Source organism: Corallincola luteus (assembly GCF_004336975.1).
GTDB classification, from domain to species: domain Bacteria; phylum Pseudomonadota; class Gammaproteobacteria; order Enterobacterales; family Neiellaceae; genus Corallincola; species Corallincola holothuriorum.
Genome location: NZ_SJXE01000001.1, coordinates 1,444,340 through 1,461,343, shown reverse-complemented (window position 1 = coordinate 1,461,343; position 17,004 = coordinate 1,444,340). Strand labels below are relative to the sequence as shown.

The following is a 17,004-nucleotide window of genomic DNA, read 5'->3' as shown; positions in this document are numbered from 1 at the left end:
CTAGACGTCTAAAACCGATTCAGTTAGACTCGTTCTAATTTAGGGCGGTTTACGCCCTTTTTAGTCACTGAACAGTTGCTAGACGTACAGGTTAAAGCTCATGCCGATCCGAATTCCAGACGAGCTCCCCGCAGCCAATATTCTCAAACAGGAGAATATTTTCATCATGCCCGCCTCTCGTGCGGAGCATCAGGACATTCGTCCACTGCGTGTGTTGATCCTTAATCTCATGCCGAAGAAGATCGAAACCGAAACTCAGCTGCTACGTTTACTTTCAAACAGCGCGCTGCAGATAGATGTCGAACTATTGCGCATCGATGATCGCCCGTCGAAGAACACGCCAAAAGAGCACTTGGATGCCTTCTACCGCAGCTTTGAAGAGATTAAAGATAACTGCTACGACGGCTTTATTATTACTGGCGCACCGTTAGGTCAGATAGCGTTTGAAGAGGTGCATTATTGGGAACGGATGCAAACCATCATGGATTGGTCAAAAAGCCATGTTGTCAGCACCATTTTCCTCTGCTGGGCAGCCCACGCAGCACTAAGCCACTTCTATGGTTTACAACGCCATCTGCGCGAGGAGAAATTATCTGGTGTTTATGAACATCAGGTGCGTGAAGCGGCTAAAGACCACCCGTTGTTACGTGGCTTTGATGGATTTTTCTATGCGCCCCACAGCCGCTACGCCGAAGTCAGAGTAAAAGCGATTGATGAGCATCCTGAGCTGGAGGTGTTGGTTGACTCCGAAAAAGCCGGTTTATACCTGCTAGGTTCGAAAGATGGCCGACAGTTTTTTGTTACTGGCCATCCAGAATATGATGCCAATACCATTGATGATGAATACCGCCGCGATCTTGATGCAGGGATAGACCCGCAGGTCCCGGAAAACTATTACGCTGATAACGATCCAAACCAGCCATACAAGGTGCGCTGGCGCAGCCATGGTAATCTGCTATTTACCAACTGGCTCAACTACCATGTTTATCAGCTCACCCCGTTTAATCTAAACGAAGCGTCTTTGGTTGCATTAAGCCAAGCCCACGCCGAATCGTTATAGGAAGCAGAAGTTTGAACAGAATAGAACGTATTCAGGCACTGGAAACCACACTCAAGCAACGTATTGCCGTTATTGACGGCGGTATGGGCACCATGATCCAGAATCAAAAGCTGGAAGAAGCTGACTATCGTGGTACACGTTTCGCTGACTGGCCATCGGATGTCAAAGGCAATAACGATCTGCTGGTACTGACCCAGCCCGAGCTCATCTACAACATCCATCGGCAATACCTAGAAGCCGGTGCCGATATCCTCGAAACCAACAGTTTTAATGCTACCAGTATCGCCATGGCCGACTACGACATGGAATCTCTGGTGGTGGAGATCAATCGCGAGAGCGCCCGCTTGGCACGCCAAGCGGCAGACGATGTCGCCGCGGAAACAGGTATTCCTCGCTATGTTGCTGGTGTTTTAGGCCCAACTAACCGTACCGCGTCTATCTCACCGGATGTGAATGACCCCGGTTTCCGCAATACCAGCTTTGATGAGCTTGTTGAGGCTTATATTGAAGCGACAAACGCTTTGATTGATGGTGGTTCGGACCTGATCTTAATCGAAACGGTTTTCGATACATTAAACGCCAAAGCCGCGATTTTTGCCGTACAAACGGTGTTTGAGCAGATCGGTTACGAATTGCCGATCATGATCTCCGGCACCATCACCGATGCCTCTGGCCGTACTTTGTCAGGCCAAACCACTGAAGCCTTTTATCATTCTCTGCGCCACGCTAAGCCGATCTCATTTGGCTTGAACTGCGCCTTAGGCCCCAAAGAGCTGCGCCAATACGTGCGTGATCTGTCGCAGATCTCCGAGACCTTTGTCTCTGTGCACCCCAACGCTGGTTTGCCAAATGCCTTCGGTGAGTATGATCTTGACCCGGCAGAGATGGCCGAACATATCAAAGAGTGGGCAGAATCTGGCTTAGTGAACCTGGTCGGTGGCTGCTGTGGTACCACGCCAGAACATATCCGAGCCATGGCAGACGCCGTTGCTGGCGTCGAGCCTCGTCCACTGCCCGAACTGGACATCGCCTGCCGGCTGTCCGGTCTAGAACCGCTGGTAATAGATAAAGACACGCTGTTTGTAAATGTCGGTGAGCGCACCAACGTTACCGGCTCAGCCATGTTTAAACGCCTGATCAAAGAGGAGCAGTATGAAACCGCCCTCGATGTGGCCAAGCAGCAAGTGGAGAACGGCGCTCAGATCATCGATATCAATATGGATGAAGGGATGCTCGACGCTGAAGCGTGTATGGAGCGCTTTCTGAAGTTAATCGCTGCCGAACCCGATATCGCCCGCGTACCTGTGATGATCGACTCTTCAAAATGGGAAGTGCTGGAAGCAGGCCTGAAATGCATCCAAGGCAAAGGCGTTGTTAACTCCATCTCCATGAAGGAAGGTGAAGAAAAGTTCATCGAACAAGCGGTATTGCTGCGCAAATATGGTGCCGCAGTGATCGTGATGGCGTTCGATGAGGTGGGTCAAGCAGATACCCGCGAACGCAAGTTCGAGATCTGTCAGCGCGCCTATAATGTGCTGGTTAACAAAGTCGGCTTCCCGCCAGAAGATATTATCTTCGATCCCAATATCTTCGCCGTCGCTACCGGTATTGATGAACATAACAACTACGCCGTGGACTTTATCGAAGCCACTGCAGACATCAAGCAACACCTGCCCCATGCGATGATCTCTGGTGGTGTATCTAACGTCTCGTTCTCATTCCGTGGTAACAACCCGGTACGAGAAGCGATCCACGCGGTATTCCTGTATCACGCCATTAAAAATGGCATGGACATGGGTATCGTGAACGCTGGTCAGTTGGAGATCTACGAAGAGATCCCGCCAAAGCTGAGGGATGCCGTTGAAGATGTGGTTCTGAACCGCACACCTGATGGTACTGAAAACCTATTAGCTATCGCCGATGAGTATCGCGACAGCGGCGCCGCCAAAGAAGATGATGTCGCTGCAGAGTGGCGCGGCTGGGAGGTTGCCAAGCGTCTTGAACATGCGCTAGTTAAAGGTATAACCGACTTTATCGAAGAAGATACAGAAGAGGCACGCCAACAAGCCGAACGTCCACTGCACGTGATTGAAGGGCCATTGATGGATGGCATGAATGTGGTCGGCGATCTGTTTGGTGAAGGTAAGATGTTCCTGCCACAGGTGGTAAAATCCGCCCGTGTGATGAAACGTGCGGTTGCCTACCTAGAACCCTATATCGAAGCAGAAAAAGATGAAGGCCAGACCAACGGCAAGATCTTAATGGCGACCGTAAAAGGCGATGTTCACGACATCGGCAAAAACATTGTCGGCGTGGTACTGCAGTGTAACAACTACGAAGTGATCGATCTTGGCGTCATGGTACCTGCAGATAAAATCTTGCAAGTAGCAAAAGATGAAAACGTCGATATTATCGGTCTTTCCGGCCTGATCACCCCCTCACTCGATGAGATGGTGCATATGGCAAAAGAGATGCAACGCCAGGGCTTTGACCTACCGCTGATGATCGGTGGTGCCACAACTTCTAAAGCTCACACCGCGGTAAAAATCGAACAAAACTACGATGAACCTGTCGTCTATGTCTCCAATGCATCGCGCGCCGTTGGTGTAGCCAGTCAGTTATTAAGTGCCGAGCATAAACCAGCCTTTAGCCAACGCCTGGCTGAAGAGTACGACACCGTTCGCCTGCAACATGCCCGCAAACAGGGTCAAACCAAGTCGGTGTCATTGGCGGCGGCCCGTGCTAACCAATTCACCACAGACTGGGAAAACTACACACCACCCGTACCCAAGCAATTGGGAGTAACGGTGCTCGAACAGGTCGACCTCAGCCTACTACGTGACTATATCGACTGGACGCCGTTCTTTATGACCTGGCAGATGAAGGGCAAATACCCGAGCATCTTTACTGAAGATGAACAGGGACAGGAAGCCAAACGGATCTTCGATGATGCCAACGCGCTGATCGATCAAGTGATCGCTGATGGCTCACTTAAAGCCGCTGGTGTACTGGGCCTGTTCCCAGCGAACAGTGACGGTGACGACATTCAGGTCTACAGCAACGACGAACGGACAGAGGTCGTGCATACCCTGTATAACTTGCGCCAGCAAGGACAGAAGCGCTCGGGCCAGTTCAACTATTGTGTTTCTGACTTTGTAGCACCGAAATCCAGTGGTAAAGCCGACTATATCGGCGGCTTCGCAGTCACCGCTGGTATCGGTGAGGATGAGCTGGCCAAGTTCTATGAAGCTCAGCATGACGACTATAAAGCGATCATGGTCAAAGCCGTCGCAGATCGTCTGGCGGAAGCCTTTGCTGAATATCTCCACCAGCAAGTACGCAAGGTCTATTGGGGGTACGCCCCGGATGAAGTCCTTAACAATGACGACTTGATCCGCGAGAAATACCAAGGTATTCGCCCTGCCCCCGGCTACCCGGCAAATCCTGAACACACAGAGAAAGCGACACTGTGGAAGCTACTGGACGCAGAAAACGCCACCGGTATAAAGCTGACAGAAAACTTCGCCATGTGGCCTGGCGCAGCCGTATCAGGCTGGTATATATCGCATCCTGAGAGCAAATATTTTGCTGTGGCTCAGATCCAACAAGATCAAGCGGATGACTATATGCAGAGAAAAGGCTGGGACAAAGAGACTGCGGACCGCTGGTTAGCCCCCAACCTGTTTAGTTAAGATTTGAACTGAATGCGAAAGCCCTGTTGATTTAACAGGGCTTTTATTTTTTCGGCACGATACAGCCTCAGAAACTGTCAGATAACTTTACAAAATAAGTGTTACGTCACGAATAGTGAGTAAACAACATAAAAAATAAAGTTATGTATCACAGAATAACAGTTTGGTAACATGTACGAGTCTATCGAATGTGCCTAAGGACTTGCGCATGAATTCTCAATCTTTCAAAGCTATTTTCAAGACTTTTTGTCTTTCCAGCTCTCTTGTTGTTTGTGGTGTAGCTAGCGCTAGCCCAATGAGCACGTACAACCTTATTTTGCAGCAGGATTACAACTTCGAGGGCGGTGACGTTGAAGGACGTACGCTAGTCGGCGGTAATCTAAATGCCGAAGGTTTCGGCGCAGTCTTCGGCTCACGTATTACCGAAGATGGTGATGCCCTGTCTGTCGTTGGAGACATCACGGCAACAAATCTGACCATAGAGCGCGGCGATGTGCGTCATGCTGGCAACCTGAACGTTGGCAATATCAATATGAATGGCGGTGGCACTGTTAATTATGATGCTAGCTTCAATATTGACAGCATTGTGAGTGAGCTAAATTCAGAGTCTTCGTTCTATGCTGGATTAAGCGAAAATGCCAGTTTCAACAGCGTAACAAAAACATTCGAATACGATGGTACGGACGCTCTGGCAGTATTTGATGTCAGCGCTGCAGATATCTTCGCCCAGAACTCCAGTCTATCACTAGACTACGGCTTAGCTGAGACCGTCATTATCAACGTTTCTGGCGCAGATATTCTAGTAGAAGGAGGCGTTAATCTGGTTGATGGCTTCCGCCCCTACGAATTTGGTGCAGAAAACATCCTTTGGAACTTCTACGAAGCCGATTCAGTCAATTTTAATAGTATCGCTATGTCCGGCTCAGTCCTTGCTATTGGCGCGGATGTGAGTGGTGGCGCAGTATTCGACGGCAGCGTTGCAGCTAAGTCCTATACCGGCGGACGGGAGTTTCATCAGTTCCTATTCAACCCGCCAACGGTTGAAGTACCCACGCCAGCTACTTTTGCATTTATGCTTTTGGCTTGCTTTGGTGGTCTAGTACTGCGTCGTCAATCATAATCGATTCGGTTAAGGCAAACGTAAAAGGCTCCTCGCGGAGCCTTTTTTGATCCTGCATGTTGCAGTGGCTTCAATACCATGCCCACCATAACTGGACGCCCCTAAACCAGTTAACTAAATTTAAGTCACCTCTCCTCGTCAAAAAGAAGCGCTGCTGCCTGATGTTTAACTGGCTAAAGAAATCAAAAAAAGCACCGGCCAGCGGCAAAATCGTGCGAAAACGTAGTGGTTCAGGTTCCGTAGCAAACACAATAAAAAAGCCCACAGAAGCGGAAAATAAACTTCGCCGCTTAGGCGTACTAAAACAAAGTGAACAAGACACGGTACGGGAGATAAGAAAGTATATTCGAAATCATCCAAAACAGGCCGCACAGCTAATTAAACTGTGGTTGGAGATGGCCGAGCAACGGGCAAGAGCAGATAAAAAAGACTAAGCGCCGACTCACTTAATGTCACTAGTGCACCACGATATTTAAGTATTAATATTAGAAATCAACATTGATACGAGATCGGCATTAGAATTAGTACCCATTAGCTGGCCAAAGTTAGCTTACAACTCACTGCCTAAGCCCGCATCCGCTTCAAATATACCGGTAATAAACACCTTATAATCAGCTTCACTGTTGCTATGGCAATAGTAATAATTTGGTTCATTTTCACTTGCTATGCAGTTGAACATGAACAGACTTTTAACAGTGACTATTTTTCTATAAGCGACGACAATCAAACTATCAGTTAAGGTATCAACACTCCCAACTTTAGAAGTCATCTACAGCGCCGCCAAAGTTCTACTTATTCACAACACAATGCCATGTTGATGGAATATGGTTAAAGCCTTCCGTTACTTCGCCACTAATAATTTAGGTATTGCTTTAGCAGCCATCTAATGGAGCCTGCAAGCACAAATACACCCGCCCGCATCAGCGCATTCGCAAGTCGTATTCGGCTGATGACTTAGCTCTAGCCCTGTGTCAGCAATGCTCGTCTCGCCTAGCCAGGTTTTTCTGGGATACCGGGGATAGCATCGTCGCCAACCTATCTTTCCCTCTTGAGTTTGTCGGATCATTGCACAAAATAATCCAATTAATGATAAGGAACAAAGAAATGTTAAATACAAAGCTTTAATACACGCATAATAAATTAGATAACGAAGTAAATAACAACGCAGATATAAATCCTTAATTATACCGGCGCCGCTTATTAGCAATTAATTAAACCTTGTTTAAATGAACGCATATAAATTAATAAACCCAATGCTAATTAAACAGATGCTCACCCAATAAAAAACTGCGCGCACTCCACTCTAAATTAAAAACATTCGTAATAACTAAACAAATAGATATAGACATTTGAGTTAATTACTTTTTTGATGTCTTAAGTTAAATATGTTTATTATAAAGGTTACGCAGTTGTTACAATTTTTTAAATGGATTTAATTAGTGTTTTCTTTTGTAGCTATTTGCGTAATGGATGCGTGATGCGGTTTTATAGCGCTACTTTAAATTCAAGGATAAGAAATTTTGATATGAAATTATCTAAATTATTTCTCGCAACACTGGCATTTAGCCAGATCCCCATGGCCGTTGCCCACAATTATGGTGAAGCACTACAAAAATCTATTTATTTCTATGAAGCACAGCAATCAGGTGCTATCCCATCATGGAACAGAAATGAATGGCGCGGTGATTCTGCAATGCAGGATGGTCAAGACAACAATGTTGACCTAACAGGCGGTTGGTATGATGCCGGAGACCACGTTAAATTTGGTTTTCCAATGGCAGCTACAGCGACCATGCTGGCATGGGGTGTCGTTGATTACCGGGATGCTTACGAGCAAACCGGCCAATTAACACATATTGAAAACAACTTACGCTTTGTTGCTGACTACTTTGTGAAAGCCCATGTTGCTCCTAACGTGCTTTACGGCCAAGTAGGTAAAGGCTCAGTTGACCACTCATGGTGGGGAGCTGCGGAAGTGATGCGTATGCAACGCCCTTCCTACAAGGTCGATGCTCAGAACCCCGGCTCAGACTTGGCAGGCGAAACCGCTGCGGCGTTAGCAGCTATCTCAATCGTGTTTAAACAAACTGATCCCACTTATGCCGCAACGTTACTGACCCACGCAAAACAACTTTACAGTTTCGCCGATAAATATCGCGGTAAATACTCTGATTCGATCACTGATGCTAAAGCTTTCTATAATTCCTGGAGCGGCTATCAGGACGAATTAGTATGGGGCGCACTTTGGCTTTATCGCGCCACCGGTGATAGCGAGTTTCTAGTCAAAGCAAAGGACGAATATAAGCATCTAGGGACAGAGTCTCAAACCAATACTAAGTCATACAAGTGGGGACAAGCCTGGGATGATAAGGCGTACGGTTCGTACGTACTGATGGCATCACTCACCGATGAGTCTGAATATCAGGCTGACGCTGAGCGCTGGTTGGATTATTGGACCGTGGGTTATAAAGGCAGCAAAGTACGTTATACACCGGGCGGTATGGCATTCCTCGATACTTGGGGCGCGGCGCGCTACACCGCTAATACTTCTTTTGCAGCACTCGTGTACTCAGATTACTTGAAGTCTCGCGACCTGAAAAAAGACAAAGCAGATATCTACTATAACTTTGCCAAGGGTCAGTTAGATTACATCTTGGGTGATAACCCGCTGAATATCTCTTACCAGATCGGTTACGGCAATTACTATCCAACTAAGCCACATCATCGTACTGCCCACGGTACGTGGAATGACAGCTCTAGTCAGCCAGTGGAAAACCGTCACCTCTTGGTTGGTGCGCTGGTGGGTGGTCCTGGTTTGGATGATTCATGGACCGATGATCGTGGTGATTATGTTAAGAATGAAGTAGCGACAGATTACAACGCGGGCTTTACCTCTGCGCTAGCACGCTTGTGGCTAGATGAGGGTGGCACACCGATTCCGGCATCTCAGTTCCCAGTAGCGGAAGTCCGTGATACCGAATTATTTGTTGAAGCCAAGGTTAACTCTGAAGGTCCACGTTATATCGAGCTAAGTACAAAGGTGCACAACCACACTGCTTGGCCTGCAAGAACAACCAGTAACTTGAAGTTTCGTTACTGGGTTGATTTAACCGAAGTTTATGACGCTGGCTACACCGCGAATGACGTATCTGTATCAACAGCATATTCTCAAGGTTCGGGCATCTCCGGTTTACACGCCTGGGGAGATAAAGCTGACAACCTGTACTACGCCGAAGTTAGTTTAGAAGGTGTCGACGTTTATCCGGGTGGCCAATCAGCCTCGAAAAAAGAGGTGCAGTTCCGTTTGTCTCTACCCACCAATACCAATCGTTCTGATTGGGATAACAGCAATGACCCTTCGTGGGATAACTACGGTTCAGGCACCAAGAACGCACCGAAGATCGCGCTCTACGATGGTGACACCTTAGTTTGGGGTGAAGAGCCGAGTGCCTCTTGTGGTGACAGCACGGGTATCAACTGTGCGCCAGTAGCCAAAGGGGCACAACTAGTCACCGCTTATGAAACACCGGTACAGGCCATGCTGATGGGTAGCGATAGTGATGGTTCCATCGCTAAGTACCAAGTGGCGATGCAGCCGCAGCAAGGTGTAGTCAGTATCGACGGTGATATCGCGCAATATACGCCTGACAACGGTTTCTTCGGTGACGATAAGTTCAGCTTTACTGTGGTTGATAACGATGGCGCAGTGTCTTCTGCCGCTGACGTGACAGTACAGGTGGCTGCGCCAATCATCCCTGCCGTAGCAATCACATCACCCGCGGATGGCGGTGAAGTGAAAGCCGGTGAGTCAATTGATGTACGCATTAATTTAAAGAATGCCCATGGCGCCAACCTTTACGTAGACGGTATTTTGATTGATAGCCGTGTGGGTAATGGTTCGATCAAAGTACAGATACCAGATCAAGCAACGCAAATTGAAATCACTGTGGTAAGCACTGATGAACAAGGTGAAGAACTTGCCGCACAAGACAGTTTAAGACTGACCGTGGTTGAAGAAGCTGATCCCGTAGATCCGGTTGATCCTGTCGATCCAATTGATCCGGTACAACCAGGAGATATCAGCTGCCAGATTGGTTCCGTAGATCAGTGGCACAGCGGATTTGTTTTAAACAACATCAGCATCACCAATAACGGCAACGAAGCTATTGATGGTTGGAAAGTGAAACTGTTGTTCAACGAATCTGTTGCCTTTGTGAATGGTTGGAATGGTGTGATGGAGATGACAAGTAATGGCCGCGTGCTTCACGTTAGCCATATGTCTTACAACAGCAAAATCCAACCCGGACAAAGTACCAGCTTTGGCTTGCAAGGTGAGCACGGCGGTAATTTTACTGCCCCTGATTGCCAGCTAGATAAGTAAATTTTTGATAGATCGTCCACCGAACGGCTGCTCGCAAGGGCAGCCAATATCAAACAAAAATGAAGAAATATGATGAAGAAATTTAAACGGAATTTATTGTCTCAGCTTACTTCGGCCGCACTGTTTACCTCATTGAGTGTTGGTGCTATCGCAGCACAGTCGACAAACAACGACGACTGGCTGCACGTAGAAGGTAATCAAGTTAAAGACATGTACGGCAATACAGTTTGGATGACAGGTGCCAACTGGTTTGGTTTCAATACCACTGAGCGTGTATTTCACGGCCTTTGGTCTGTCAATCTAGAGAATACGCTGCAAAGCATTGCCGATCGTGGGATTAACATCCTGCGAGTACCTATCTCTACAGAGTTGCTTTATGAATGGCAGAATGGTCAGGCATCTAAAGCGCAAGTAAATAGCCACACTAATCCAGATCTTGCCAATGCGACCTCACTGGATGTTTTCGATGCCATGGTCGTTGCGTCGAAAAAAGTCGGTTTAAAAATCTTACTCGATGTTCATAGTGCCGAAGCCGACAACATGGGTCACTTTGCACCGCTTTGGTATAAGGGTGAAATGACGTCAGAGGTGTTCTACTCCACATGGGAGTGGGTAACTGAGCGTTATAAAAATGATGACACCATTATTGCGTTTGATTTAGAGAATGAGCCCCATGGCAAACCTTGGGCAGACAGCGAATTTGCCAAATGGGATAACTCCAGCGACGAAAATAACTGGAAATATGCCTGCGAAACGGCGGCAAACCGTATTCTCGACATCAACCCAAATATGTTGGTGATGTGTGAGGGTATTGAGTCTTTCCCTGTGGATGGTAAAACATGGACTAGCCGTAACGATGATAGCTACCACAGCACTTGGTGGGGCGGAAACCTGCGCGGCGTGAAAGATTACCCAGTTGATTTAGGCGACCGCCAAAGTCAGTTTATGTATTCGCCCCATGATTACGGCCCATTGGTTCACAAGCAGCCTTGGTTCTATGCCGGATTTAATAAGGATTCACTCTATAAAGATGTCTGGAAAGACAACTGGATGTTCATTCATGAAGACAACATTGCCCCGCTATTGATTGGTGAATGGGGCGGCTTCATGGATGGTGGAGACAATGAAACATGGATGGTTGCAATGCGTGACCTGATCATTGAAAACCGCCTGCACCATACTTTCTGGTGTATCAACCCGAACTCTGGCGACACCGGTGGTTTGTTGGACCATGATTGGACAACATGGGATGAAGAAAAGTACGCCCTGTTTGAGCCTAGCTTATGGAAAAATGAACAAGGTAAATTCATTGGTTTAGATCACCAGATCGCTTTGGGCAGCAGTAAAACAGGCCTTAGCCTGAATGAGTATTACCAGAACCAAACCACGTCGGTCACCATCTTATCGCCGCAAGCGGGTAGTCAGGTAATGGCTGGAGCCAACGTCAATATTGGTTACAACTTAACCAAAGCCGAGAAAGTAAACGTTTATGTGGATGGTAAGTTCGTAAAAACAGGCCCAGCCACGGGCAGCGTCAGTGTGAAAGCGCCTGCTGATGAAGGTAACTTCACCATTAAGCTAGTGGCGGTCGATAACGCTGGAACTGAACTATCTGAAATGGATTCCGTGTCTTTGACCGCGGTTCAAGAAGCACCTTTGAACCCTGAGATTGGCCTAAAATCCCCTACCGATGGTACTCAAGTTGAAGTCAATGCACCCATTAACATAGAAGTGTCTTTAAATGATGCGGCTGGTTTTGAGGCAGTATTGGGCGGCGAAACCATGCGCTTTGATGGTATGCGTGGTCAGATCAACGCACCAGCGACGGCCGGCAGCTATGAGCTGGTAGTCACCGCACTGGATGATCAACAGCAGTCATTGCAGGTCAGCGACCGTACCATGATTGAAGTGGCTGCCGTTGAAAGCGGTGAAGTGTCTTGTGAGCTGGGATCGGTTGATGTCTGGCATTCAGGCTTCGTTCTCAACAACATTAAGGTCAGCAACAACAGCGGTGACAAAGTGACGGCATGGCGTGTGGTACTTGAATTCCCCACCGCTGTCGCTTTGGTTAATGGTTGGAACGGCGAATTCTCAGCCGAAGCGCAATCAATCAAGGTAAGCAACGTGTCCTATAACGGCAATATCAATCCGGGCCAAAGCACCTCATTTGGTCTGCAAGGTAGCCACAGTGGCGACTTTAGCGAGCCGACATGTCACGTGGAATAGTCGCTTAGTTCAAGTGTTGCGGAGTGCGTAGGAAAAAGCGCCTACCGCAACATTTATGACGATCGACTGAACAGCCGAGCCCCGCATATGTGGAGCTCGGCGCATAGGCGACTAAAACACCACATCGAACAATGAATAGGTCACTTTGGCGCTCTGACGAGGAACTTCAACGGCTTGAAAATGTTCTTTGAATAAATCGATCGGTAAGATACTGGCCCCAAAAAGAGAGCATAAGATCAGAGCCGACGAACTGCGTCAATCAGTACTGAGATCTATTCAATAAACGTTCGCGATCCCGCCTTAGGTGAACAGCGAGTAGAGCATAGCTTTTGACACTGACATAACAGGTTTAACTAACTAAAAAAATGGATAACCCGCTAGTGGAAGAATCATCCGCCAGCGCCAAGTAACGCCATCGCAATCAGCAAAAGACACAAGCACGACTGCAAGAAAGCTAAAACGGTTAGGTGTTCTAAAGCAAAGTGAGCAATAAACCGTTAGAGCGATCAGAAAATATCTTCGAAACAACCCGAAACGAGCAGATCAATTAATACAGCTATAGTAGGAACTCGCAAAGAAAAATAAGAGTAATGCAATTAAAATAGATAAATAGGATCTGAAACATATCGATTTCTTTTGGCGTCATGTTGACGTGTACAAATCCCTACAGAGGAAAGATCGACGACTACGCCTAACCTATCGTCCAACTGAATCCGTTCCCATGCCTTTTTCATACCGTCTGACCACCTTATATCGTCAAAAACAAAGATCGTATTCGGCGTTGAGCACTTCAGTATCTCTTCAAAATAATCCAATGTAGGCTGATATTGGTGATGACCATCAATAAATGCCAAATCGACAGTTCCCATTTGGGATAACGCCGACGATAAGGTTTCACTAAAAAGCCCTTCAATATAATTTACATTATCTAATCTGATAGCTTGATGCACTTCCCTAGCCAACCTCTGACGATAGGGCGAGGCATCCAAAGTAAACAATCTACCCTCGCCCCCCCCTGCTTTTAAGCCTGCGCCGATAAAAGCGGAAGAAAGACCTACATTAGTTCCCAACTCAATAACATTAAGCGGTTTAACTGATTGTGCCAACAAGAAAAGAAGGCGGCCGGGTGCAGGCGGCTTACTGACCAAGCAGGCATCTCTAATTGATACATTGTCATCATACAAGCCCGCTCGCCCAAGGCTACCATCGTTTAAAGAAGTCCGGCACTTTAAAAGGCGCTCACGTTGCTGTTCTATTTGATCAATCCACCGCTGTTCAAACTCAGCAAGTGGTTGCTGGCTTCTCAAAAGTACTTCTCTAATCTCACCAGCTTTCCCTAATTCCAACTCTCCTAATCGTTCGATAATAGAGGCATTTGAATTATTGCGCGCAAACATATTTATTTTCTTATAAGCATTTGCCGCAAGAGGTATCTGTTTTAACCAATTTCTCATATTCACTTTCGCTCCCAATTGTGAGGCTTAAAGCAAAAAACGTATACAACACCAATGGCTTAACTTGGGTTAAACAAACGCCTTTTGTAATAAATTAGAAACTACTCAACTCAGAACTGCATATAGGAATGTAAGAAAGCTGAAAAAACAGGCCAGCAAAACTGCTACACATCCATTGCAGCTAATGAGGATTCTTCCCTAAGAATAAGTCTCTTAAAGAATTTCAAAAAATATGATAAAGGTCAAGAAATTTAGATAACTTCAAATAAATAAAACAATCACTAATTTAGAGAGCGTCAATCACTAAACAAACCCACCTCAATGGTGCGCTAATTAGTAAATAAAGTGTTTATTTAAAATGATATTCTCACATTTGTTTTTGATAAAACTTGAAGGTTTTAAATAGTAAAATCAGGAATATACTAAATAATAGAGAGAGGAAAATATAACTTCTATAACAACAACAGCAATGCCGCAGCACCAGCAATAACGCTCGGAGACCACCACGGAAGTTGGAACTCGGTTTCTCCGACGGGTGTTGCATCATCAGCCGAAATAACCGGCTCCATCTTTTTGCGCCCTTCCATTTGGTGGATCTCCACCATTGAGGGTCGATCTTTAGGGATAAAACCAACGGAGTCGTCTGAGTGCAAGACCTTGTCGAGGGTAAAGAAATAGCTTTTCCCCTCATGGGTGTGTAAAACCAAAGTGTCACCGCTTTCAATACCAGTCAGCCAGGCTTGGCGTTTACCCAACTCTGCGTCAGGTTCAGATACGGGCACAGCCACATAACGGGTTGTGGTGCAGGCAGACAGCAGAATTGCCATAACAAACATTATCAACTGTCTTCGCATTACCGTTTCTCTTATTCCATAGCTATTGGCCGCGGAGTTAACGCGGCACAGTATTCATTAAAGCGTTTATTGAATTATGCGTCTTTCGATTTAAAGGGCAGCAGCGACTTCAGCACCGTCACGAATAGCACGTTTAGCATCAAGTTCTGACGCCAGTTTCGCACCACCAATCAAATGCACTGACGCACCTTGCTGTAACAACTCGTCATAAAGATCGCGCTTTGATTCTTGTCCCGCGCAGAGAATAACATGATCAACATTCAGCAGTTGCTGCTGACCTTCAACTTCAATATGTAAACCATCGTCATCAATTCTCAGATATTGCACGGCTGCCATCATCTTAACGCCATGTTGCTTCAGTGCTGCCCTGTGGATCCAGCCAGTCGTTTTGCCCAGACCGGCGCCTACTTTACTGCTTTTTCGTTGCAGCAGATATATCTGACGGTGCGATTTATCTTGTTTACTTTCACTTGCCTGCTTTATATCAGGCTTTTCTTTTAAACCACCTGGCGTAGCCAATGCCGGATCTATACCCCAGGTATCTAACCAGCGAGGTAAATCGGTGGTCGTCGATGGATGCCCTTCAACCAGATACTCCGCTACATCAAAGCCAATGCCACCAGCACCAATAATCGCGACCTTTTCCCCTACCGGTTGATGCTCTCGCAACACATCGAGATAACCCAACACCTTATCGTGATCGATACCTGGGATCGGTGGCGTTCGTGGCGTAATCCCCGTAGCGATGATAATTTCGTCGAATTGTTGCGATAACAGTGACTCACAGGTTTGCGCTTCCCCTAAGCATTGCTCAACCCCCGCGATCATCAAACGATGACGGAAGTAACGTAGGGTTTCGTAAAACTCCTCTTTGCCGGGGATCTGCTTGGCGTAATTGAACTGCCCGCCAATATCGTTATCTTTGTCAAACAACATAACTTGATGACCACGCTCCGCTGCATAACAAGCCGCCGACAAGCCCGCAGGGCCGGCACCGATCACTGCGACGCGTTTGGCTTGTATCGCAGGTTTAATGACTAATTCAGTTTCATAACATGCCAGAGGATTGACTAAACAACTGGCACGCTTGCCTTTAAATACATGGTCGAGACAGGCTTGGTTACAAGCGATACAGGTATTAATCGCTTCCGCTTGGCCGGCAGCAGCCTTGTTAACAAAGTCAGCATCAGCCAACATAGGCCTCGCCATCGACACCATATCGGCATCGCCTCGGGTGAGGATATCCTCAGCCACTTGCGGATCATTAATTCTATTAGTTGTAACTAAAGGTATCGAGACTTCATCTTTTAGTTTGGCCGTAACCCAACTAAATGCAGCGCGGGGAACACTGGTTGCGATGGTTGGTACCCGTGCTTCATGCCAGCCGATCCCCGTGTTAATGATGGTAACGCCAACTTGCTCCAGCCACCTAGCCATCGTAGGCAGCTCTTTCATACTCACCCCTTGATCGACCAGTTCCAGCATCGACAACCGGAATACAATAATAAATTCTTTACCAACCTGAGCACGGATCGCTTTGATGATCTCCAATGGAAAGCGCATACGGTTTTCCAGCGAACCGCCCCACTGGTCGTTACGTTTGTTGGTACGCGGGCAAACAAACTGATTGATCAGATAACCTTCTGATCCCATCACCTCAACGCCGTCATAGCCCGCTTTCTGCGCCAGTGTCGCTGTTTTAGCAAACTGCTTGATCGTGCGTTTGACCATACCGTCAGTCATCGCTTTTGGCTTAAATGGGTTGATTGGCGCCTTGATGGCGCTGGGTGCAGCAGAAAATGGGTGATAGGCATAACGCCCCGCATGCAAGATCTGCAAGCAGATCTTGCCGTCATGCTGATGTACGGCATCTGTAACCTTTCGATGTTTAGCCACCTGAAAGCCAAAGCTGAGCTGTGAACTATGGGGAGCTAGGCGGCCCCGAAAATTTGGTGAGATCCCCCCCGTCACAATTAAGCCAACCCCACCTTTGGCACGGGCGGCATAAAAAGCCGCCAATTTATCAAAACCACCCCGCTCCTCTTCCAAGCCGGTGTGCATTGAACCCATCAACACTCGATTACGTAGAGAGGTAAAACCCAAGTCGAGGGGAGTCAGTAAGTTGGGATAGCTTTTGTTTGTCATGGTGTAGGGTCATCTTTCATTTATTGTTTTTGTTGTACCCAGCTTAATGGTCATACCAGTTGTCGGCAAGTG

10 protein-coding genes are annotated in these 17,004 nt (G+C 47.1%); 6 read left to right on the top strand and 4 right to left on the bottom strand.

Features of this window, described 5'->3' with window-relative positions; all coding sequences use genetic code 11:
* The first annotated feature begins 100 nt into the window (after window positions 1-100).
* The 4 genes from metA to EZV61_RS06495 all read left to right on the top strand — a co-directional run bounded on the left by metA (window position 101) and on the right by EZV61_RS06495 (window position 6,306).
* Complete coding sequence (metA, locus tag EZV61_RS06510; protein WP_131414670.1) at window positions 101-1,060, top strand: homoserine O-acetyltransferase MetA; 960 nt, start codon at window positions 101-103, stop codon at window positions 1,058-1,060.
* An 11-nt stretch (window positions 1,061-1,071) separates the two neighbouring features.
* Window positions 1,072-4,752 (top strand): methionine synthase, encoded by a 3,681-nt coding sequence (metH, locus tag EZV61_RS06505; protein ID WP_205695326.1) that lies wholly within the window; start codon window positions 1,072-1,074, stop codon window positions 4,750-4,752.
* Window positions 4,753-5,047: 295 nt separating this feature from the next.
* A complete protein-coding gene (locus EZV61_RS06500; RefSeq protein WP_158538004.1) occupies window positions 5,048-5,872 on the top strand; it encodes a choice-of-anchor A family protein in 825 nt (274 codons plus the stop codon).
* A gap of 161 nt (window positions 5,873-6,033) precedes the next feature.
* Complete coding sequence (locus EZV61_RS06495) at window positions 6,034-6,306, top strand: hypothetical protein (RefSeq protein WP_130565916.1); 273 nt, start codon at window positions 6,034-6,036, stop codon at window positions 6,304-6,306.
* A gap of 116 nt (window positions 6,307-6,422) precedes the next feature.
* On the opposite strand, the gene EZV61_RS06490 is transcribed toward EZV61_RS06495, so the two are convergent.
* Window positions 6,423-6,641: a hypothetical protein gene (locus EZV61_RS06490; protein WP_131414669.1), complete on the bottom strand. Its 219-nt coding sequence runs from the start codon at window positions 6,639-6,641 to the stop codon at window positions 6,423-6,425.
* 756 nt (window positions 6,642-7,397) lie between these two features.
* Between EZV61_RS06490 and EZV61_RS06485 the strand changes: the two genes are divergently transcribed.
* On the top strand, window positions 7,398-10,253 hold the full coding sequence (locus EZV61_RS06485; protein WP_131414668.1) for a glycoside hydrolase family 9 protein: 2,856 nt from the start codon (window positions 7,398-7,400) through the stop codon (window positions 10,251-10,253).
* 69 nt (window positions 10,254-10,322) lie between these two features.
* Window positions 10,323-12,479 carry a cellulase family glycosylhydrolase gene (locus EZV61_RS06480; RefSeq protein ID WP_240695155.1) on the top strand — a complete coding sequence of 719 codons (2,157 nt, stop codon included), beginning with the start codon at window positions 10,323-10,325 and terminating at the stop codon, window positions 12,477-12,479.
* A 596-nt stretch (window positions 12,480-13,075) separates the two neighbouring features.
* Here EZV61_RS06480 and EZV61_RS06475 read toward each other — a convergent pair.
* The 3 genes from EZV61_RS06475 to EZV61_RS06465 form a co-directional block, all read right to left on the bottom strand.
* Window positions 13,076-13,933: an O-methyltransferase gene (locus EZV61_RS06475; RefSeq protein ID WP_240695161.1), complete on the bottom strand. Its 858-nt coding sequence runs from the start codon at window positions 13,931-13,933 to the stop codon at window positions 13,076-13,078.
* Window positions 13,934-14,385: 452 nt separating this feature from the next.
* Window positions 14,386-14,769, bottom strand: coding sequence for a hypothetical protein (locus tag EZV61_RS06470; RefSeq protein ID WP_130565918.1), 384 nt, complete (start codon window positions 14,767-14,769; stop codon window positions 14,386-14,388).
* A gap of 108 nt (window positions 14,770-14,877) precedes the next feature.
* Entirely contained in the window at window positions 14,878-16,932 is a 2,055-nt protein-coding gene (locus EZV61_RS06465) for an FAD-dependent oxidoreductase (protein WP_131414666.1), read from the bottom strand.
* Window positions 16,933-17,004: the final 72 nt, after the last annotated feature.